Annotated in this window: 19 protein-coding genes; 6 read left to right on the top strand and 13 right to left on the bottom strand. The window is 67.7% G+C overall.

What is annotated here, in order from left to right; translation table 11 throughout:
• Positions 1-53: 53 nt before the first annotated feature.
• Positions 54-926, top strand: coding sequence for a CE1 family esterase (locus tag OHS03_RS07510; protein WP_328661848.1), 873 nt, complete (start codon positions 54-56; stop codon positions 924-926).
• Between the two features lie 36 nt (positions 927-962).
• On the opposite strand, the gene OHS03_RS07505 is transcribed toward OHS03_RS07510, so the two are convergent.
• Positions 963-3,023, bottom strand: coding sequence for an AMP-binding protein (locus OHS03_RS07505; RefSeq protein ID WP_328661845.1), 2,061 nt, complete (start codon positions 3,021-3,023; stop codon positions 963-965).
• A 252-nt stretch (positions 3,024-3,275) separates the two neighbouring features.
• Here OHS03_RS07505 and OHS03_RS07500 point away from each other — a divergent pair, with 252 nt between their 5' ends.
• The 3 genes from OHS03_RS07500 (at position 3,276) to OHS03_RS07490 (ending at position 6,443) form a co-directional block, all read left to right on the top strand.
• Positions 3,276-4,067, top strand: coding sequence for a GTP pyrophosphokinase (locus OHS03_RS07500; RefSeq protein ID WP_328661844.1), 792 nt, complete (start codon positions 3,276-3,278; stop codon positions 4,065-4,067).
• 118 nt (positions 4,068-4,185) lie between these two features.
• Entirely contained in the window at positions 4,186-4,752 is a 567-nt protein-coding gene (locus OHS03_RS07495) for a type 1 glutamine amidotransferase domain-containing protein (protein WP_056820661.1), read from the top strand.
• A gap of 134 nt (positions 4,753-4,886) precedes the next feature.
• A complete protein-coding gene (locus OHS03_RS07490; RefSeq protein WP_328661842.1) occupies positions 4,887-6,443 on the top strand; it encodes an FAD-binding oxidoreductase in 1,557 nt (518 codons plus the stop codon).
• 6 nt (positions 6,444-6,449) lie between these two features.
• Here the strand turns inward: OHS03_RS07490 and OHS03_RS07485 are convergent, their stop codons facing one another.
• From OHS03_RS07485 to OHS03_RS07475, 3 genes are all read right to left on the bottom strand, one after another.
• A complete protein-coding gene (locus OHS03_RS07485; protein ID WP_328661840.1) occupies positions 6,450-7,265 on the bottom strand; it encodes a cyclase family protein in 816 nt (271 codons plus the stop codon).
• A 105-nt stretch (positions 7,266-7,370) separates the two neighbouring features.
• Entirely contained in the window at positions 7,371-8,660 is a 1,290-nt protein-coding gene (locus tag OHS03_RS07480) for an MFS transporter (protein ID WP_328661838.1), read from the bottom strand.
• 60 nt (positions 8,661-8,720) lie between these two features.
• Positions 8,721-9,233 (bottom strand): Lrp/AsnC family transcriptional regulator, encoded by a 513-nt coding sequence (locus OHS03_RS07475; protein ID WP_328661837.1) that lies wholly within the window; start codon positions 9,231-9,233, stop codon positions 8,721-8,723.
• Positions 9,234-9,353: 120 nt separating this feature from the next.
• Between OHS03_RS07475 and ald the strand changes: the two genes are divergently transcribed.
• A complete protein-coding gene (ald, locus tag OHS03_RS07470) occupies positions 9,354-10,454 on the top strand; it encodes an alanine dehydrogenase (protein ID WP_328661834.1) in 1,101 nt (366 codons plus the stop codon).
• Positions 10,455-10,473: 19 nt separating this feature from the next.
• Here ald and OHS03_RS07465 read toward each other — a convergent pair whose 3' ends face one another.
• The 7 genes from OHS03_RS07465 to OHS03_RS07435 are packed head-to-tail and all read right to left on the bottom strand — an operon-like array spanning position 10,474 to position 17,050.
• Complete coding sequence (locus OHS03_RS07465; protein WP_328661832.1) at positions 10,474-11,574, bottom strand: acyl-CoA dehydrogenase family protein; 1,101 nt, start codon at positions 11,572-11,574, stop codon at positions 10,474-10,476.
• Positions 11,571-12,749 carry an acyl-CoA dehydrogenase family protein gene (locus OHS03_RS07460; protein ID WP_328661830.1) on the bottom strand — a complete coding sequence of 393 codons (1,179 nt, stop codon included), beginning with the start codon at positions 12,747-12,749 and terminating at the stop codon, positions 11,571-11,573. The genes OHS03_RS07465 and OHS03_RS07460 overlap by 4 nt, the downstream gene beginning before the upstream one ends.
• The gene (locus tag OHS03_RS07455; RefSeq protein WP_328661828.1) at positions 12,746-13,825 is read right to left on the bottom strand and encodes a phosphotransferase family protein; all 1,080 of its coding nucleotides are present in this window, start codon (positions 13,823-13,825) and stop codon (positions 12,746-12,748) included. The genes OHS03_RS07460 and OHS03_RS07455 overlap by 4 nt, the downstream gene beginning before the upstream one ends.
• On the bottom strand, positions 13,825-14,277 hold the full coding sequence (locus OHS03_RS07450; protein ID WP_328661826.1) for a MaoC family dehydratase: 453 nt from the start codon (positions 14,275-14,277) through the stop codon (positions 13,825-13,827). Before OHS03_RS07450 ends, OHS03_RS07455 begins: the two co-directional genes overlap by 1 nt.
• Positions 14,274-15,029, bottom strand: a complete 756-nt coding sequence (gene fabG / locus OHS03_RS07445) for a 3-oxoacyl-ACP reductase FabG (protein WP_328661824.1) — start codon at positions 15,027-15,029, stop codon at positions 14,274-14,276. The genes OHS03_RS07450 and fabG overlap by 4 nt, the downstream gene beginning before the upstream one ends.
• Positions 15,030-15,080: 51 nt before the next feature.
• On the bottom strand, positions 15,081-15,836 hold the full coding sequence (locus OHS03_RS07440) for an SDR family oxidoreductase (RefSeq protein ID WP_328661821.1): 756 nt from the start codon (positions 15,834-15,836) through the stop codon (positions 15,081-15,083).
• The gene (locus OHS03_RS07435) at positions 15,833-17,050 is read right to left on the bottom strand and encodes an acetyl-CoA C-acetyltransferase (RefSeq protein ID WP_328661819.1); all 1,218 of its coding nucleotides are present in this window, start codon (positions 17,048-17,050) and stop codon (positions 15,833-15,835) included. Before OHS03_RS07435 ends, OHS03_RS07440 begins: the two co-directional genes overlap by 4 nt.
• Before the next feature lie 144 nt (positions 17,051-17,194).
• Here OHS03_RS07435 and OHS03_RS07430 point away from each other — a divergent pair, with 144 nt between their 5' ends.
• Complete coding sequence (locus OHS03_RS07430; protein ID WP_328661817.1) at positions 17,195-17,788, top strand: TetR-type transcription factor C-terminal domain-containing protein; 594 nt, start codon at positions 17,195-17,197, stop codon at positions 17,786-17,788.
• Between the two features lie 29 nt (positions 17,789-17,817).
• Here OHS03_RS07430 and OHS03_RS07425 read toward each other — a convergent pair whose 3' ends face one another.
• Complete coding sequence (locus OHS03_RS07425) at positions 17,818-18,540, bottom strand: HD domain-containing protein (protein WP_328661816.1); 723 nt, start codon at positions 18,538-18,540, stop codon at positions 17,818-17,820.
• Positions 18,524-19,141 carry a TetR/AcrR family transcriptional regulator gene (locus OHS03_RS07420; RefSeq protein ID WP_328661814.1) on the bottom strand — a complete coding sequence of 206 codons (618 nt, stop codon included), beginning with the start codon at positions 19,139-19,141 and terminating at the stop codon, positions 18,524-18,526. The genes OHS03_RS07425 and OHS03_RS07420 overlap by 17 nt, the downstream gene beginning before the upstream one ends.
• Positions 19,142-19,159: the final 18 nt, after the last annotated feature.

The raw sequence follows: 19,159 nt of genomic DNA, 5'->3' as shown, positions 1-19,159 counted from the left end.
CACTGTACGCGTAGTGTGCGACGTGCAATACCGTTCGCACACAAGGAGTTTCCGTGGCGTCCTCACTGATGAAGCGCTTGTTCGCGCTGTTCGGCGCGTCCTGCGCAGCCCTACTACTCGCGGTACCGGCGGCCGCGCCCGGCCATGCCGACCGGGCAGTTCTCGAAAGCCCGGCCGACGAATGCCCGACACCGCCGAACTACCCCGGCAACATCGGGTTCGAAGGTCGGCACTACCGCGTTCACGTCCCGTCAGGCGTGCCGGCGGGGGCACCGCTCGTGGTCGCCATCCACGGTGGTTACGACTCGCCCGAAAGCGTCGAGGCGGCGTGGGGGTGGAACGCCCTCGCCGATCAGCACAAGTTCATCGTCGTCTACCCCCGGGGTACCAAGAAGGAGTGCAAGACGGACGGCTCCCCTGGTTGGGGCTGGAACGCCGATGCGGCCGACGTCACGCATATCAAGAACGTCGTCAACGCGGTCGCCACGCAGTACGGGGTGAACCGCGATCGGGTCCATCTCACCGGCCACTCCAACGGTGGCCAGATGGCCTCGCGCGCGGCCTGTACCGCACCGGAGGTGTTCGCCTCGGGCGCCGTGTACGCACCCGCGCCCCCGCCGACCGGCTGCAATCCCGCCCGCGCGGTCTCGTGGGGGGTGTTCGCCTCGGCGAGCGATCCCATCGTCCTCGAGCCCATCGCCTACGGCCACGTCATGTACTGGAGCTGGGAAAACCGTCCGTGCCAGAACGAGCAGCCCGGCGGCGGCACCGACGTCAAGGATTCCAGGCACTGGGACTGCGAGTCCGGCACAGAGGTGCTGTGGCGGGTCTACAACGGCGGCAGCCATACCTGGCCGACGGGCGCGCGGCGCACCGAGATGATGAACCGGATGTGGCAACTGTTCCAGGACAACCCGCGCCCGTAGCGCCCCCGGTGCAAGGGCTGGTCGCCGCGCCCCGGCTCAGCCGACCAGCCCTTCCGGGTCGACCAGCAACCGCTTGAGCACCTTGCCGGTCTCGCCGCGCGGCAGCGCGTTGAGGAAGGTGACATCGCGCGGGACAGAGAAGCGGCTGAGGCGGTTTCGGACGTAGGTGCGCACCATGTCCGAGTCGAGCCCCGAGCCCTCGTTCTTGACCAGGAACGCGGCCAGTCGCTGGCCGAATTCGCGGTCCGGCACGCCGACCACCGCGACATCGGTGACCTGCGGCAGATACGCCAACGCTTCCTCGACCGGTCGAGGGAAGACGTTCTCGCCGCCGGAGATGATCATCTCGTCGTCGCGCCCCGCCACGAACAATCTGCCTTCGGCGTCGAGGTAACCGAGATCGCCGGTATCCATCATGCCGTCGGATTCCTCGGGCGGTGCGTCGCTGACGTAGCCGTCGAAGAGCATGTGGTTGCCGACGAAGATCCGTCCGACCACGCCGATCGGCACTGCTTTGTGCTCGGCATCGAGGATCGCGATCTTGGTACCCAGTGGCGGGCGTCCTGCCGTAGTGGGCGCGGCGCGCAGGTCGTCGGGCCCGGCCACGCTGGCCCAGGAGACCTCCGTGGAACCGTAGAGGTTGTAGAGGACATCGCCGTAGTCGTCGAGGAACCGGTCGACGGTGACCGCAGTCAGTGGTGCGCCGCAGCTGATCACATGCTGCAGGCTGCTCAGGTCGTACCGCTCGCGCACCTCGGCGGGCAGGTCGACCAGTCGCTGCACCATGGTGGGCACCGCGATGAGCGTGTTCACTCCGTGTTCGGTGATCCGGCGCAGGCAGTCTTCGGCGTCGAAGCCCTGCGTCAGCACCACCGTGGCCCGCACCGCGGTGCTCAATTGCAGCGCCGACAACCCCCAGGTGTGGAACAGCGGCGCCGGGATCATCATGGTGCTGCCCGCGTGGATCGGGATCAGCGACAGCAGCGCGACCAGGGTGTCGAAGCCCTTCGGGTGCGGGCGCCGCGCTCCCTTCGGGGTGCCGCTGGTGCCCGAGGTGAGCACGATCTGCCGTCCTGGCACCGTCGGGACGGGAAACTTCGAGTCGCGGGTCGCGATGAGGTCTTCGATCGTGATCCGCGTCGGGTCTGCGGGGGCGTCGTCGGTGAAGAAGCGCGGCAGATCGGTGTGCAGGTATTGCACGAGGTGAGCCAGATCGGTGTCGACGAACAACGCCGAAAGCCGGTGCCGCTGCACGATCTCCTCGATCCGCCGCCCCGAGAGTCCTGAGTTCAGCAGTGCGACGTCGACACCGAGCTTGCCCGCCGCGACCATGGATTCGACCATGCCGCAATGGTTTCCGGCCAGCAGGCCCACCGCGTCACCCGCACGCAGACCCACCTCGTACATCGCGCCCGCCAACGCGGTGGTCCGCTTGTCGGTTTCGGCGAAGCTGGCGGTGCTGGTGTCGTCGATCAGCGCGATCTGGTCCGGGCTGTGCGCGGCGCCTGCGGCGTATCCGCCCGCCAGATTGAATCCCCATCGGTACAGCGACCGCAACTGTCTGGCCGAGGTCAGCGGCGGCGACACCTGACCCGAGTTCACCCACCAGCGCACGAGTTCGGATTTTCGCCGGATCGGCGCCCGGTTGCCATTGGCCACCACCGAGGTGCGGGCTCCACCCACGACATCGGCCGCGCGACGCAGACCGTCCTTGACCCACCCGGTGATCACCGAGTTCGTGACACCGGCCAGCGTGGGGTGCAGCCGCGGCGCGGCGAAGACGGTGACGCTCACCCTCGTGCGCTGCTCGTCCCCGGTGAGCCGGATCATGGCGAAACTGCCGGATTCGGGATTGTGCAATTCGAAACTCTCGTACCAGCGCCCGATGGTCAGCACCAGGCCGGTGCGCCGCACGCCGACTGCCCTGTCCCCGATCCTGACCTCCCAGACGGTGCTCCCGTCGGGGTTCGACACCCGATCACAACCCCCGATCCCGGCCCACAACCGCGGGTAGCTCTGCGGCTCGAGTAATACATCCCACAGCGACCGGCGCGAGACGGAGAACTCCACGGAAACGTCGACGACATCACTCGGCATTGCTGCGCGCCTTCCTCGGCCCGGCCACATTGCCGGGTAGTGCCTGCTCGCCTCGGCCCCCGTGCCGTGACGGTGCCCGTCGTGAGGCACTGCACCAGAAGTCATCATCGGTCTGCCCGCGCGTGGGCGAACGAAATATCTACGGATTCTGGTGACCGAACGAACACAACCCCCGGTAACTGTGACCGATGCCAATATCTCCCAGCAGCCGCCGGACGAGGCATTCACCACGCGAACGGCACAATGGAGTCGATGAAACCTTGGCAGCGCGATCCCGGCACCGATGACAGCACCCTCGGCAACAGCGAAGGCGTCGGTATCGATGACCTGCGGGCCCTGCGGGAGCAATTCGTCGACTTCATGCTCGGCTACAAGTTCGCGATCGACGAGGTGACGACCAAGATCAACATCTTACGTGAGGACTTCAACAACACCCACGAGTACAACCCCATCGAGCATGTGGGATCGCGACTCAAGTCGCCCGAGAGTGTTCTCGAGAAGGTCCGTCGCAAGAATTACGCGATGAATCTGGCCGCGATCAGGGACAACGTGCTCGATATCGCCGGGGTCAGGGTGGTGTGCAGCTTCATCTCCGATATCGGCACGATCAGGGACATGCTGGCCGGTCAGGAAGACATCACGGTGATCGAGGAGCGCGACTACATCACCCACCGCAAGCCGAACGGCTACCAGAGCATGCACCTGATCGTCTCGATCCCGGTGTTCCGCTCCGACCGCACCGAGCGGATTCCGGTCGAGATCCAGATCCGCACGATCGCGATGGACTTCTGGGCCAGCCTCGAGCACAAGATCTACTACAAGTACCGCGGCGAGGTCCCCCCGAACTTGCGCACCGACCTCGCCCAGGCCGCCGAGGTCGCCACCCAGCTCGACGAGAAGATGGAAGCCCTCCACCGCCAGGTCGACCGCAGCGCACATCCGAAGCCGAAGCCGAGCACGGACTCACTCGACCTCAGCGTGCTGTACAACAGCCTCACCGGCGGCCACCCCGTCTACCTCCGCCCCACCGATCCACCGGCCTGACGCTGACAGGTGTGAACGACGCCCTGCCCACCCGCCCGATCCTGTTTAGTGCCCGGATTCCGCGGTACCGCCACACTGACATCGCCTGCTGGGCGCCAGAGCCAGGAAGGAGCCGAAGATGACTGACCGGACGCTGACAGGACAGCGCGTCGCGATCCTCGCCACCGACGGGGTGGAGCAGGTCGAACTCGTCCGACCCCGCGCGGCGGTGGAAGACGCGGGCGCCGTCACGACGCTGGTATCCCTCGCCTCCGGCACCATCCAGGCGATGAACCACGACGTCGACAAGGGTGACACCTTCACCGTCGACGAGCTGGTCGCCGACGTGAGCCCGGCCGACTTCGACGCGCTACTGCTCCCGGGCGGCACCACCAACCCCGACAAACTCCGCCAAGATCCCGCGGCGGTCCGCTTCGTCAAGGAATTCGTCGGCACCGGCAAACCGGTCGGCGTGATCTGTCACGGACCGTGGACGCTGGTCGAGGCCGACGCCGTGCGCGGCCGCACGCTCACCTCCTATCCCAGCGTGCGCACCGATATCCGCAATGCCGGTGGCACCGTTGTCGACGAGGAGGTCGTCGTCGACCGGGGCTTGGTCTCGAGTCGCAACCCCGACGATCTGCCCGCGTTCTGCGCCAAGATCGTCGAAGAGTTCGCCGAGGGACGCCACCCGGCCGCCACCTAGTCCTCGGCCGGGGCTGCCTCGATATCGAACTCACAACCACTGCGACCTCTGGGTATTTCCGCCATCCGCGCATCGGCGATTCCGCTACTGTCCGAGCAGGTTCATCTCGAACAGTGTGGCGCGAAAGGAATCCGGTGGCGCTCTCACGTCGGAAGTTGATCACCGCGGCCGCGGCGGGCGGCGCGATGGCCGCGCTCGGAATGCCCGCGGGGCGCGCCGAGGAGCGGGTGCTCGGTGCGGGCGATGTCGAGTCGCTGGCCTCGCGCGGGTACAACCGGCGGTTCCTGGCACGACCGGCGAAGATCTATGTGCCGACCAGCGCCGAAGAGGTTCGCCGCGCGGTCGCCGAGGCGGTGGGCGGAGACGGTGGGATCGCGGCCCGCTCGGGCGGGCACTGCTTCGACGATTTCGTCGACAACGCGCGGACCCGTTCGATCATCGACCTCGGCCGACTCGGCGCGGTGTACTGGGACGAGCACCACCGCGCGTTCTCCGTCGACGCGGGCGCCGATATCGGCACCGTCTACAACGCACTGCACCGCTGGGGCGTGACGGTGCCGGGTGGGATCTGCCTCGGCGTCGGGATGGGTGGTCATGTCTGCGGTGGCGGCTACGGTCCGTTGTCGCGGCGATTCGGGCTCGTGGCCGATCACCTGGCCGGGGTCGAAGTGGTCACCGTCGATGCCGACGGCACCGCGAAAGTGGTTGTGGCGACCGAAGACGGCCCCGACCGCGACCTGTGGTGGGCGCACACCGGTGGCGGCGGCGGCAATTTCGGTGTGGTGACCCGGTATCTGCTGCGATCTCCCGATTCCGACGGCGCGGACCCCAGGCGCGCACTGCCGAAACCACCGGTCAGCATGCTGAACGCGCGACTGATCCTGCCGATCACCACCGAGGATTCGTTCGTCCGGTTGCTCGGTAACTACCTCGGGTTCTTCGAACGCCACAGTGCGCCGGGTAATGAATTCGCCGGGCTCTACGCGCCGCTGATGATCAGGACGACCGGCACCGGCGCGGCGGAGATGCTGATCCTCTTCGATGCCGAAACACCGGACGCGCGAAAACGTTTCGATGAATTCGTCGCCACGGTGAGCGACGGGGTGTTCCCGCCGCCCATCCTGACTCCGGTCACACAGCTGTCCTACCCGGACACCGTGAACCAGGTGTACTACGCGAAGGGCGTCAACACCACACGGGTCAAAGTGAAAGCCGCCTATCTGCGTAAGGCGTACTCCCCCGAACAACTCCGAATCTTCTACCGCTACATCACCGATCTCGGCTTCCTCGGCGAATCCCAGCTCGAATTCCTGCCGTTCGGCGGCGCGATCAACGCCGTCGCCGCCGACGCTACGGCGATGCCCGCACGGGATTCGTTCATGAAGATGCTGATCCACGCGTCGTGGCGACTGCCCTTCGACGACGAACGGTATCTGCGTTGGGCGCGCGAGATGTATCGCGAGGTGCATGCCGATACCGGCGGTGTTCCGGTGCCGAACGCGGCCTACGGCGGCAGTTACATCAACTACCCGGACCCGGATCTGGCCGATGCCGCCTGGAACACCTCCGGCCTGCCGTGGCACGCCTTCTACTACGGTGACAACTATCGGCGGCTACTGCGAGTCAAAGCGGCGGTGGATCCGAGAAATGTTTTCCAGCACCGGCTTTCGATCGGCCGGCCGGACTGGTGATGACATTCACGTGAGCGCGAGCACCCGACACGGTCCGCCGGTGCCGCCCGCGTGTTTCGGTGCGCCGATGACGACCGTCGCGCCCTTCGGCGGGACCGCGGCGAGGTTGGCGAGCATCTCCACGCCGTAGCGACCGGCACCGAGAAAGGCTGTGTGCGCACCGTATTCGGGATCGGCACCGCAATCCAGGCTGAGCGTATCGACACCGGCGCCGACGATTCCGCAGCGCGCGACAAGGTATTCCGCGGCGTCGGCGGAGAACCCCGGTGCGTGGGGGGTTCCGCGTTCGTCGAGATTGAGGAAGGTCGACGGTCGGTCGATGCGGCGTTCCCACCCGGAGTACATCGCGACGAATGCCCGCTCCGGGAGGTCGCCGTGCTGTGATCGCCAGTTGTCGATATCGGCGACGGTCACCACCGCGTCGGCGTCGACGGCGGCCTTGGCGCTGATATCGATGACGACGAGCGGCGCGACGAGGTCGTCCACGACGAGGGCATCGGTCGTGGCGGCGCCGGGAATCCGGTGCGCGGGCGCGTCGAGATGGGTTCCGGTGTGCTCCCAGTACCCGAGCGCGAACTGCCCGAACCCACCCGATGCGTGCGTGGCCACCGGGACCATGACCAGCGGCGGATTACCCGGCCACACCGGCAGGTGCGGCGTCAGCGTGTGGGTGAGGTCGACAACGCCGGAGCGCGGCGCGGCAACGGCGGGCGCGGGGGCCACCGCCGCCAGTGCGGTGAGCCCGGCGAGGCCGAGCAGCGCCCGCCGACTCGGCTGCGGCGCGCTCTCGTGGGCGAGACGAACGATCTCGGGCGAACACATCGGACTCAAGATAGCCGAGCGAACCGGGTCCGGCGCCTGATCGGGGCCGATGCCGCGCTCCGGCTTTGTCGGCCGACCGGGCGGACCGCCGACGACGACACGCGACTACCTGTCGACGCGGCGATCGCCGCCATCGGCGGCGTCACGCAGCCGATTGTCCGTCGGAGCAAGGGCTCGGCGCAGGTTCGAGGGGCCGAGACCCTTGGACAAGCCGAGAATCATTGCGGCGCAACCGAGTCCGGAGAGGACGAGCCCGGTGGCGAAGAGCGTGGGATAACCGGCCAGTTCACCGACGACGCCCGCGGCCATCCCGGCCACACCCTGGACGACGACGATCGCGCACGCGAGCAGGGTGTAGTCGCTGCCCGCGTAGTCGGGTTCGGAGGCATCCATCATCAGCGCGAAGACGGCGACGGTGGCCGCACCACCGAAAACGTGCTCGGCGAGGCTCGCGGTGACGAGAAGTTCGAAACCACCAAGGCCGAGGGCGGCGAACAGGTACAGCGCGATGCTCGCGGTCTGGGTGACACCGCCGATCAGCAGGGCCTTGCGGCGACCGAAACGGTAGGCGAGCCAACCGCCGAGGGCCGCGCCCGCCAGTGCGCCCGCCGAGGAGAGCACGCCTTTGATCAGGGCGATCTCGCTGAGGTCGAGTCCGGCGTCGGACAGGAAGGGACCGGTGAGCGCGGCGGCCATCGAGTCACCGAATTTGAACGCGCCGATCAACGCGATGAAGGCGAGAACGCCGGGTCGACGCAATCTGGTCCACCAGGCGCCGAGCAGCTGTGCGGGCTTCGGACTCGGCAGCCGGTCCGCGACCGGCTCGCGCATCAGCCACACCGGCACCGTGGTGAGCACGATCACGGCCGCCATCGCCAGAAAGAGCGCCCGCCACCCGGCCAGCGCGTACAACCACAACAGGGCCCCACCGCCGACGATCATCCCGACCCGGTAGGCCCCGACCTGGATGCCGTTGCCCAGCCCGCGCTGACGCGGACCCAACAACCGCACGGCCGAACCGTCGGTGGCCACGTCCTGGGTCGCCGAGAGCAGATTCACCACCACGATGCCGACGAACAACCAGCGCAGCGAGGACGACAGATCCAGGCAGGCCAACACCATCGCGACCGCGGCCGACAGCAGTTGCAACACCAGCAGCCAGGTGCGCCGAGTGCCGTACCGATCGACATAGGGCGCCCAGAGGAACTTCAACGCCCAGGGCAGGTACAGCACACCCGAGGCGCTGATCACGACCAGCGAATAGCCCGATTCGCGCAGTACCACCGGCAGCGCCTGGGTGAAGAAGCCGAACGGCAACCCTTGCGCGAAGTACAGCGACGACAACAGAACCAGCGTGCCTGCCGTGATCACACCCGGTCGGGTGGTGGTGCTCATGGGCACATCGTCGCAGAGAGTTCGCCCCAGCACAGCGCACGGACTCGGCATGATCCGATGTCAGAGCATGGGCTGCGGACTGCGGATGTGCTCGAAGACCAGGCTGGTCTCGGTCGAGGCGAATTCGCGGGTCGCGCTGAGCTCCTGCGTCACGAACTCGCGCAGCGCGTCCGGCGAGGCCGCCGAGACCTGGATCAAGAAGTCGACCGTTCCGGCGAGGAAGTACACGTTCACCACACCCGGCAGTGCGGCGAGCTTGGCGCTGAGCTCACCGATGCGAGCCCGCGCCGCCGGTTGGACCTGGACCGAGATCATCGCCTGGATCGGCAGCCCCAGCGCCTCCGGGGCGATGTCGGTGTAGAAACCACGGATCGCACCGAGTTCGCGGAGCCTGCGTAGCCGCAGCGAGCAGGTCGACGCGGCGATGCCCACCCGCGCCGCCAGGACATTGTTGGGTACGCGCGCGTCCTCGGCGAGTTCGGCGAGGAGCCTGCGGTCGATGTCGTCCAGGTTCGTCGGGGACCCACGGAACAGTTGCACGGGTTGCGGTCGGTGTTGCTCTCGCGACGCCATCACCGCAGGATACTCAGCTTCGACGCCGAATTCCGTCGATTGTGCAGGTGTTATCGCCGATTACCGCACTAATTCTCGATGCTTGTAGCAGAACCCGATCATCCTGAAGGAGCAGCTCCCATGCGCGTCGGTGTCCCACAGGAAGTCAAGAACAACGAATTCCGCGTAGCGATCACACCGATCGGTGTGCACGAACTCGTGTCGAACGGTCATCACGTGGTCATCGAAGCGGGCGCCGGGCTGGGATCGTCGATTCCCGATTCGGAATACCTCGCGGCAGGAGCGCAGATCCTCACCGAAGCCGACGACGTCTGGGCCGAGGCGGATCTGGTGTTGAAGGTGAAAGAACCTGTCGCACAGGAGTATCACCGCCTGCGTGAAGGGCTGGTCCTGTTCACCTACCTCCATTTGGCGGCGGACCGGCCGTTGACCGAACAGTTACTGGCGCAGCGGGTTACGGCCATCGCCTACGAGACCGTGCAGTTGCCGTCCGGCGCGCTGCCGTTGCTGTATCCGATGTCGGAGGTCGCGGGCTGTCTGGCGCCGCAGGTGGGCGCGCACGCGCTGATGAAGCCTTATGGCGGTCGCGGGGTGTTGCTCGGCGGCGTCGGCGGCGTCGACCAGGCCAAGGTGGTCATCATCGGGGCCGGGGTCGCGGGACAGAACGCGGCCAATATCGCCTTGGGCATGGGCGCGCATGTGACGCTGCTCGACACCGACCTCGACAAACTGCGAATGTCGTTCTGGCGCTACAACAATCGCGTGCGCGGCTTGGCCTCGTCGAAGCTGGCGATCGCCGAGCAGGTCCGCGCCGCGGACATGGTGATCGGCGCCGTCCTGATCCCCGGCGCCGCGGCACCCAAGTTGGTGAGCAACGACCTGGTCGCGCAGATGAAACCGGGATCGGTGCTGGTCGATATCGCGGTCGACCAAGGCGGATGCTTCGAAGACACCCACCCGACCACCCACGCGGATCCGACCTATCCGGTCCACGCCTCGACGTTCTATTGCGTGGCGAACATGCCGGGCTCCGTGCCGCATACCTCGACCTACGCACTGACCAACGCGACCCTGCCCTATGTGGTGGCGCTGGCCGACGAGGGCTGGGAACGCGCCTGCGCGCAGGACCCGAGCCTGGCACTGGGCCTGAACACCCACGCGGGCAACGTCACCAACGCACCGGTCGCTGCCGCCCATGACCTCGTGACACAGGCCCGGTGAGGGCACAGGCGGCGGCGAATCAGTCCTGTCGCGGGCCGGGTATGTCGACCAGCTCGGCCAGCCGGGACCGATGAAGACCACCCGTGCCGAAGGCGATCTGGTCAGCTTTGGCCCGCTTGAGGTACAGGTGCGCCGGATGTTCCCAGGTCATACCCATACCGCCGTGTAACTGCACGGCTTCCTCGCCAGCGAATACCGCGAGATCGCCGCAGAACGCCTGGGCCACACCGGCCGCCACGGCGGCGTCGGCGTCGTCTGCGGCAAGGGTGGCCGCGGCGTATCGAGCAACCGCGTTGGCGGACTCGACCGCGGTGTAGAGATCGGCCAGCCGGTGCTTGATCGCCTGGAAGCCGCCGACCACCCGACCGAACTGGCGTCGCTCCTTCAAGTAGGCCACAGTCTCTTCGAGGCACCACCGGGCGAGGCCGTATTGCTCCGAAGCCAGCAGGGCGGTGCCCGCCTCGAGCGCGCGACGCACCGCGGCCTTTCCGTCGGCGACGACCTGCTCACCCGCGACGGCGGCGAAGGTGATGTCGGCCAACTGCCGAGTCATGTCGAGCGAGATCACCGGGCTGATGTCGACACGGTCGGCCGAAACGGCGTACACCGCAATGCCTTCGGGCCCGCTGACCGGAACCAACAGGACATCGGCCTCGAGCGCACCGGCCACGCTGGTGACGGTGCCGGTCAGGCCGTCCGACCCCAGGGACACCGTGGGAAACGTCCCGTCGGCCGACGTGGACAACGGTGTCACGAGCGCCGCGGTCAGCTCCCCCGCCGCCAACTGACCGAGCAGCGGACCGTCGGTGTCGAGCAGCAGGGTGGTCGCCACTACCGCACTCGTCAGGAACGGCACCGGCGCGACGAAGCGGCCGAGTTCCTCGAGCACGACCGCGGCCTCCCGTGCCGAGGCTCCCGCGCCGCCGCGGTCCTCGGGGACCAGCAGCCCGGCCAGACCGAGGTCGACGGCGATGCTCTTCCACAGGCTTTCGACCAGCGACCGGTCCCCGTCGTAGAGCGCCGTCACCGCGCCCGGATCACACTGTGCGGCGAGCACAGCGCGCACGACATTGCGCAGGTCGTCCTCGACCTCGGTGTAGAGCAGATCCAGCTCGGTCATCGGGCAACCTCGTTCCATGGTCGGTCCTTGTCGGTTCGCGACTCGGGTGGCAGGCCGAGAATCCGCTCGGACACGATGTTGCGCAGAATCTCGGAGGTGCCGCCTTCGATCGAGTTGCCCTTGGCCCGCAGGTAGCGGTAGCCCGCGTCGCGGGCGTTGAAATCGACCCGGTCGGGCCGCACCATGGTCCAGTCCGAGTAGCGCAGGCCCTCTTCGCCGAGGATCTCCAGTTCCAGGCCGGACAGCTGCTGGGCGACCCGGGCGAAGGTCAGCTTCATCGCCGCCCCTTCCGGACCCGGCCTGCCCTGAGCCAGCTTCTGTCGCAGCCGCATGCCGGTGATCCGGCCTACCTCGGCATCGACCCACAACCGCAACAGCCGGTCGTGCAACTCGGAGGTGCGCCGGTCGGGATGCGCGCGCCAGGTCTCGGTGACCACGCCGACGATCCCGGACTCGCGGTCACTGGCCCTGCCGCCGATCGCGACCCGCTCGGTATTGAGCGTCGCGTTGGCCACCCGCCACCCGTCACCTTCGCCACCGAGACGCTGGGCATCGGGAATGCGGACACCGGTGAGGAAGACCTCGTTGAACTCGGCCTCTCCGGTGATCTGACGCAGCGGCCTGACCTCCACGCCGGGATCGGTCATGTCGCACAGGAAGTACGTCATGCCGCGGTGCTTGGGCAGCCCGGTGTCGGTGCGGGCCAGCAGGATCGCGAACTGGGCGAGGTGCGCCCCCGAGGTCCACACCTTCTGCCCGTTCACGACCCAGTCCTCGCCGTCGCGGATCGCACGGGTGCTGACGTTGGCCAGGTCGGAGCCCGCGCCCGGCTCACTGAAGAGCTGGCACCAGATTTCCTCGCCGGTCCACAGCGGCCGCAGGAAGCGCCGCTTCTGCTCGTCGGTCCCGTAGGCCAGGATCGTCGGCGCCGCCATGCCGAGCCCGATGCCGTTGCCCTCGGGGTTGTTGTCGGGTGCGCCCGCCTCCGCGAAGGCGCGGTCCACCTCGAGTTGCCGGGCAGGCGCCAGACCCAGCCCACCGTGGCCGTGCGGGAAGTACACCCAGGCCAGTCCCGCGTCGTAGCGGGCGCGCAGGAACTCCAGGCGCTCGGTCGTGGCCGGATCATGGGCGGCGAGGAACTCCTCGATCGCCCGGGTCAGTTCGTCGACTGTCATCGTGCCTCCTGACTGTGCGGCTCGGCGCCGGCTGGAGCGATCTCGTCGGCCTCGAAACGTAGTGCGGCGAGGCCGGTTTCGAGCAGCGATTCGACCGAGGCGCCGATGGTCTCGAAGCCCTCGCCCACGGTCTGGCCGTGCAGGTAGCGGTAGTGCACGCCCTCGAGGATCGCGGCGAGCTTGAAGGCCGCCAGACCCAGGTAGAAGCCGAAACGCGACATGTCGCGGTCGCTGCGCGCGGTGTAGCGCGCGATGATCTCGGCTTCGGACAGGAACCCGGGCGCGAGGGAGGCGTCGGCCACATTCGTATTGCTCGAGGTCGCGGCGGCGAGGCGGCCGTAGACGACCATCAACGCCAGATCGGTGAGTGGGTCGCCGAGAGTGGCCATCTCCCAATCGATGACGGCAGCGAGTCGGTCATCGGCGTCGGTCAACACATTGTCGAGGCGGAAGTCGCCGTGCACGATCCCGACCGCCGACTCGGCGGGCACGTCGGCGGCAAGGCGCGCGTGGAGCTCGACGGCCGCGGGCAGGTCGCGGGTGTGCGAGGCGTCGAGCTGCTTGCGCCACCGGTTCACCTGGCGCGCGAGAAAACCCGTCGGGCGACCGAAGTCCGACAGGCCGACCGCTGCCGGATCGACAGCGTGCAACGCGGCGAGGGTGTCGATCAGACCGGTCGAGATCGCCCTGGTCCGTTCGGGTCCCAGCGCCGCCAGCTCCGCGGCGTTGCGATACGGCGTGCCCTCGACGCGCTCCATCACGTAGAACGGCGCGCCGAGAACATCGACGTCACCGCACAGCGCGTACATCTCGGGCACCGGGACGGCGGTCGGCCGCAGCGCCGCCATCACCCGGTATTCGCGCGCCATATCGTGCGCGGTCGCCAGCACATGGCCCAGCGGCGGACGACGAACGATCCACCGCCGGGTGCCATCGGTGACCTCGTAGGTCAGGTTCGACCTCCCACCCGCGATCAGCCGACCACTGATCGGCGCGTCGGCACCGGGGATCTCGGTCCGCGACCACGCCGCGAAGCGACCGAGATCGAGCCCGGGAAGATCGGTCCGGATGCCCATCACACCACCACGAGCGACACGGTCTCGACCACGCACACCGGCTTGTCGCCGCCCTCGCGCTCGACGGTGACCTGCGCGGTGACCAGGTGTCCGCCACCGCCGGGCTTCACCGAGAGCAACTCGACACCGGCGCGAACCTTCGAGTCGACCGGTACCGGCGCCGGGAACCGAAGCTTGTTGGCGCCGTAGTTGACACCCATGCGGACGCCCTCGATCCGATAGACCTGCCCGACCAGATCCGGGACAAGCGACAGCGTCAGATAGCCGTGCGCGATGGTCGTTCCGAACGGGCCGTCGGCCGCCTTCGCCGGATCGACATGAATCCATTGGTGATCGCCGGTCGCGTCCGCGAAGGTGTCGATCTGTGCCTGGGCCACGGTGTGCCACTCGGAGTAGCCGAGATGAGTGCCGACAGCCTCGGTCAGTTCGTCGATGCCGTGGAAGGTCTTCATGCCTTCGGCCCGCCCGCGACGTAGAGCACCTGTCCGGAGACGAAACCGGCGCCCTCGCTGACGAAGAACGACACCGCGTGCGCGATATCGTCGGGCACGCCGGTGCGCGCCACGGGGATCTCGGCCGCGGCCCCGGCCTTGAAGTCCTCGAACGGAACACCGACGCGCGCCGCCGTGGCCGCGGTCATCTCGGTCTCGATGAAACCGGGCGCGATCGCGTTCGCGGTGACGCCGAACTTGCCGAGCTCGAAGGCGAGGGTCTTGGTGAATCCCTGCAGCCCCGCCTTGGCGGCGGCGTAGTTGGCCTGTCCTCGGTTGCCGAGCGCCGAGGTGCTCGACAGGTTGACGATGCGTCCGAAACCGGCCTTGGTCATGTGCTTCTGGACCGCCCGGGTCATCAGGAACGACCCGCGCAGGTGCACGTTCATGACGATGTCCCAGTCGTCGGCGGTCATCTTGAAGATCAGGTTGTCGCGCAGGACGCCCGCGTTGTTGACCAGAACGGTGGGCGCGCCGAGTTCGGCGGTGACCCGCTCGACAGCGGCGTCGACGGCGGCCTCGTCGGCGACGTCGGCGCCGATCGCGATCGCCCGGCCACCGGCGGCCTCGATCTGGGCCACCACGGGTTTGCCCGCGGCCTCGTCGAGATCGATGACGGCGACGGCGAATCCGTCCGCGGCCAGACGGCGGGCCACGGCCGCGCCGATTCCTCGGGCGGCACCGGTGACGATCGCGGTGTTGGTGGTACTCATGGGAGTCACTCCTGTGTGTTCGGTGTGTGTTCGTCTGGGCGAGCGGATATTTCAGACGCCGCCGGTCAAGGTCATGCCGCCGTCGACGACCAGCAGCTGGCCGGTGATCCAGGCGGCATCGGCGGAGAGCAGGAACGTCACCGCGCTCGCGACGTCCTCTGGCACTCCGAGCCGCTTGAGCGGGTAGGTCTCGGCGAGTTCCTGCTCACGACCCTCGTAGAGCGCGGTGGCGAACTTCGTCTTCACCACGGCGGGCGCCACCGCGTTGACCCGGATGTTCGGGCCGAGCTCGACGGCCAATTCCTGGGTGATGTAGGTCAGCATCGCCTTGCTGGCACCGTAGAAGCCGATGCCCGGCGCGGGCCGTACGCCGGCGACCGAGGAGACGTTGACGACCGCGCCGCCGTGCTCGCCCATCCACGCCTTGTGCGCCTGCTGAGCCCACGACAACGCCGCGAGGCAGTTGACCTCGATGATCTTGCGGGCGGCCTGGAGATCCATCTCGATCATCGGCCCGTACACCGGATTGATTCCGGTGTTGTTCACCAGCAGATCGACGCTGCCGAACGCCGCGATCGCCCGACCGACCGCATCCGCCTGGTGCTCGATGTCGTCGGCGCGTCCGGCCACCCCGAGCGCGTGCTCGGCGCCGCCCAACTGCTCGACCGCGTCGTCGAGCGCGTCCTGTGTGCGTGCGGTGATCACGACCTTCGCCCCGTCGGCCACCAGGCGCTCGGCGATGCCGAAGCCGATGCCCCGGCTCGCCCCGGTGACGATCGCGGTCTTGCCCGCGAATCGGCCGGTCACGACAGACGCTCCAGCACCATCGCCATACCCTGGCCGCCGCCGACGCACATGGTCTCGAGGCCGAACTGCTTGTCGTGGTAGCGAAGTGAGTTGATCAGGGTGCTGGTGATCCGCGCGCCGGTCATGCCGAACGGGTGTCCCACCGCGATCGCGCCGCCGTTGATATTGACCTTGTCCTCGGGGATGCCGAGCTCGCGGGCCGAGCCGATCACCTGCACCGCGAAGGCCTCGTTGATCTCCACCAGGTCGATGTCGTCGACAGTGAGACCGGCGCGCAGCAGCGCCTTCTTCGACGCTTCGATCGGGCCCAGGCCCATGACCTCGGGCGACAACGCCGAGACTCCGGTGCTGACGACCCGGGCCAACGGGGTGAGGCCGAGCTCCTTGGCTCGCGTGTCGGACATGATCACCAGGGCGGCCGCGCCGTCGTTGAGGGCACAGCAGTTGCCCGCGGTGACGGTGCCATCGGGACGGAACACCGGCTTCAGCGCCGAGACCGCTTCCAGGGTGACCCCCGCGCGCGGACCGTCGTCGGTGCCGACAACCGTGCCGTCGGGCAATGTCACCGGTGTGATGTCGGTGGCCCAGAAGCCGTTGGCGATCGCCTTCTCCGCCAGGTTCTGCGACCGCACGCCGAAGGCGTCCTGTTCCGCGCGGGTGATCCCGGTGAACTGGGCGACGTTCTCCGCCGTCTGCCCCATCGCGATGTACACATCGGGAGCCAGTCCGTCGACGCGCGGATCACCCCAGGTCGAGCCGCCCGCGGCACGCTTCTCGGTGCGAGCCACGGCGTCGGCGAAGTAGGGATTCTGTGTGTCGGGCAGGCCGTCGGCATTGCCCTTGAAGTAGCGGCTCACTGTCTCGACACCGGCCGAGATGAAGACATCACCCTCGCCGGCCTTGATCGCGTGCAGCGCCATCCGGGTGGTCTGCAAGCTCGACGAACAGTAGCGGTTGACCGTCGTACCCGGGACGCCGTCGAGCCCCGCCAGCACCGAGACCACCCGGGCCATGTTGAAGCCCGACTCCCCCGCGGGCTGCCCGCAGCCGAGTACCAGGTCCTCGATCTCGGCGGGGTCAAGCGCCGGTACCTGTGCCAAGGCCGCCTGGACCATCTGAACAGTCAGATCATCGGGGCGCATGTCTTTGAGCGACCCCTTGCCTGCCCGGCCGATCGGGGAACGGGCGGCGGCGACGATCACGGCTTCCGGCATCGAATCTCCTCAATTAAGTAAGCGCTTGCTTAGTCAGCATGGTGCAACAGCCCGCCCACGGCCGTCAATACGCGCATCCTTGTAATCCACGTCACACCACCTGGTCCGAGGCGGGCGGTTCCGGGGCGAGATAATGACCCGGCGATGACCGACATGACAGAAGCCCGCTCCGATGCGACCCGCGCGCGTCTACTCGACGCGGCCATCGCCGCGTTCGCCGAGAAGGGCTTCAACGGCACCACCACGCGCGACATCGCCGCGGCTGCGGGCCTGAGCCCCGCCGCGGTGTACGTGCATCACAAATCGAAGGAAGAGCTGCTCTATCTGATCTCGCGGACCGGGCACGAGGAAACACTCGACCTCGTGCTGAAGGGGGTCCAGTCGTCCGACGAGCCGGCCACCGCGCTGCGAAATGTGGTGCACGCCTTCGCTGTTCACCACGCCAGAGGACACACCGGCGCCAGGATCGTGAACTACGAGCTGTCCGCGCTCACCCCCGAGCACTACGCCGAGATCCTCGACATCCGCCACCGGATCGACCGGGAGATTCGCGGACTCGTCGAGCGCGGCGTCGCGGCGGGCGTCTTCGACACCGCCAGTCCGCGGATGGCGGCGGTCGCCCTGCTCTCGCTGGGCATCGATATCGCCCGCTGGTACCGCGACGAGGGCGAATGGAGCCCCGAAGACATCGCCGCCGCCTATGCCGACATGGCGCTACGCATCGTCGGGGCGCACTGACCCGGCAAACCCCCGGGAGCTGTCGCGAATCAGCGATCCAGCGGGTTCAGCGTGATGGCGACCCGCATTCCCGAGCGCCAGAGCGTCGCGGCCGTCGAGCGCGGCCGGATGCGCGCCTCGTCGCGCATGGTCGCGGTGAACTCGGCGGCGAATCCGGCCCTGCCGTGGCGGGCATCGATGGCGGCGAGTTGACGCGAATCCAGTTGGTAGGCGCGTAAACCCGTGACGTCCAGATGGGCGGCGTCGTGCAGCAATGCCGCTTCCGCCCCATGATCACGCGGTGTCGCCGGGTCCATGTGGCGTGCGATAGCGGTGTGGACGCACTCACCCAGTTCGGGCGTGGCGCCGCGGTCGAGGACGAACGCGCGAGCACGCCGTGCGCCGAGCAGCGCGAAGCACCCCACCGTGGGATCGGCCGACTCCCCCACCGCGACATCGTGCAGCACGCAGGCGACATAGAGCGCCTCGGGGTCGGGCCGTAGGTTGTCCACCTGCGCCAAGGCCATGCCGAATTCCCAGCATCGCAAGCTGTGGGCGAGCAGCGCGGGCGTGAGTACCTGGGTGGCCTCGTCCAGGGCGGACCGGCACAGTCGCGAATCCGGCGGTACCGGCGCCGCCCACCCCGAGCCGTCCCCCTCGCGACGCAGCCCTCGGACCAAATGAGGCAAGGATGTGGCCTGTATGCCCAATGCCGAACCTACGGTGCGGATCTGCTGCATCAGACTCAATTCGCCGTCACGCATCGTGGTCATCTCCTACGTGGGAAAGCAGATCGGCTCGGGCGATGGCGAGCATGGCCGCCAGGGTTGATTCGTCGACGATCCTGCGCTGGAACAGCGAGTACGCCCCGTTCACCGTGGCCCACGAAACCATCACCAGCGCATAGGGTTCGACATCACAGCCCGCCAGTCGCACTGCGGCGGCGAAGGATTCGACCAAGCCGCCCAGCACGGCGTCGATGCGCACCTTCGCTTCGGTCGCCAGTTCGGATTCGCTGACGTCGATGTCGGTCAGCGCGAGAATTCGCAATGCGAGCGGATTCTCTCGATGGAAGGCGACGTAGCGGTCGCACACGGCGGCGACCTCGCCGCGTGGGGTCGATTCCGCGCCGATCGGCGCGGACATCGCCGCGGCGTGCAGGGTCGCTGTTCGCCAGGCCAGCGCGGCGTACACGTCGGCCTTGCCCTCGCGAAAATTGGCGTAGATCGAGCTCACCGCCACGTCGGCCTCGGCGGCGAGCATGTCGATGGTGGTGCCGCGGTAACCCTCTCGAAGGAACAAGACCTGCGCGGCATCGAGCACCGCGGTGTGGGTTCGCCGTTTGCGTCGGTCGGCAGGGGGTTCCAACGTCATATCAAATACCGTAGTCTG

It is taken from the genome of Nocardia salmonicida, assembly GCF_036142455.1.
GTDB lineage: Bacteria > Actinomycetota > Actinomycetes > Mycobacteriales > Mycobacteriaceae > Nocardia > Nocardia salmonicida.
The sequence above is the reverse complement of the archived record's forward strand: the minus strand, read 5'-3'. Positions and strand labels throughout refer to the sequence as shown.

Bases quoted from the DNA above. Each gene is read 5' to 3' on its own strand.
- OHS03_RS07505 (WP_328661845.1), bottom strand. From the start codon at position 3,023: ATGCCGAGTGATGTCGTCGACGTTTCCGTGGAGTTCTCCGTCTCGCGC.
- OHS03_RS07500 (WP_328661844.1), top strand. From the start codon at position 3,276: ATGAAACCTTGGCAGCGCGATCCCGGCACCGATGACAGCACCCTCGGC.
- OHS03_RS07495 (WP_056820661.1), top strand. From the start codon at position 4,186: ATGACTGACCGGACGCTGACAGGACAGCGCGTCGCGATCCTCGCCACC.
- OHS03_RS07485 (WP_328661840.1), bottom strand. From the start codon at position 7,265: ATGTGTTCGCCCGAGATCGTTCGTCTCGCCCACGAGAGCGCGCCGCAG.
- OHS03_RS07480 (WP_328661838.1), bottom strand. From the start codon at position 8,660: ATGAGCACCACCACCCGACCGGGTGTGATCACGGCAGGCACGCTGGTT.
- OHS03_RS07475 (WP_328661837.1), bottom strand. From the start codon at position 9,233: ATGGCGTCGCGAGAGCAACACCGACCGCAACCCGTGCAACTGTTCCGT.
- ald (WP_328661834.1), top strand. From the start codon at position 9,354: ATGCGCGTCGGTGTCCCACAGGAAGTCAAGAACAACGAATTCCGCGTA.
- OHS03_RS07465 (WP_328661832.1), bottom strand. From the start codon at position 11,574: ATGACCGAGCTGGATCTGCTCTACACCGAGGTCGAGGACGACCTGCGC.
- OHS03_RS07460 (WP_328661830.1), bottom strand. From the start codon at position 12,749: ATGACAGTCGACGAACTGACCCGGGCGATCGAGGAGTTCCTCGCCGCC.
- OHS03_RS07455 (WP_328661828.1), bottom strand. From the start codon at position 13,825: ATGGGCATCCGGACCGATCTTCCCGGGCTCGATCTCGGTCGCTTCGCG.
- OHS03_RS07450 (WP_328661826.1), bottom strand. From the start codon at position 14,277: ATGAAGACCTTCCACGGCATCGACGAACTGACCGAGGCTGTCGGCACT.
- fabG (WP_328661824.1), bottom strand. From the start codon at position 15,029: ATGAGTACCACCAACACCGCGATCGTCACCGGTGCCGCCCGAGGAATC.
- OHS03_RS07435 (WP_328661819.1), bottom strand. From the start codon at position 17,050: ATGCCGGAAGCCGTGATCGTCGCCGCCGCCCGTTCCCCGATCGGCCGG.
- OHS03_RS07430 (WP_328661817.1), top strand. From the start codon at position 17,195: ATGACCGACATGACAGAAGCCCGCTCCGATGCGACCCGCGCGCGTCTA.
- OHS03_RS07425 (WP_328661816.1), bottom strand. From the start codon at position 18,540: ATGACCACGATGCGTGACGGCGAATTGAGTCTGATGCAGCAGATCCGC.
- OHS03_RS07420 (WP_328661814.1), bottom strand. From the start codon at position 19,141: ATGACGTTGGAACCCCCTGCCGACCGACGCAAACGGCGAACCCACACC.